The sequence below is a fragment of the Pseudomonas sp. ICMP 10191 genome, assembly GCF_001467335.1.
In the GTDB taxonomy this organism is placed as follows: Bacteria; Pseudomonadota; Gammaproteobacteria; order Pseudomonadales; family Pseudomonadaceae; genus Aquipseudomonas; species Aquipseudomonas cerasi.
In genome coordinates this window covers 1-391 of sequence record NZ_LKGW01000053.1, presented here as the reverse complement: position 1 = coordinate 391, position 391 = coordinate 1, and the positions used below count along the sequence as shown (strand labels likewise).

The 391-nt window shown below is 61.9% G+C and carries 1 pseudogene; it reads right to left on the bottom strand.

The features are described from left to right. A pseudogene (locus AO388_RS30005) lies at positions 1-391 on the bottom strand (phage minor tail protein L); the annotation flags it as partial.

Here is a 391-nt window from a genome sequence, read left to right as displayed (position 1 = left end):
CCGCCGAACCGGCGGGTATTGCCGCGCAACTTGCAGCTGCTCCACCAGCCACCGCAGCGGTCCAGCGCCGGGTTGTCGGTGGGTTCATTCTTCTTGTCGAACATCGCGGTACCGGTGTAGGCGCAAGCTTCCTGCCTGTACTGACCGCGCATCGCCCAGCGGCACAACTTGGTGATCTGCTGGGACGGCAGCTGCTGGCCTTCCATGTCGATGGGGCTGGAAAGCTCGAAACCGACCGCCGAAAAGTGGTGCGGCTCTGATCAGCAGCATCCGGATTGCCGCCGTCGAAGTTCGCGGCATCCAGGAAGTGCTTGAAGGTTTCGATCACCTTGAAGCTCGCCCCGGCCAGATCCTTGAACTGCAGGCAGAGAGCAGAAACAGCTCGCGGAAT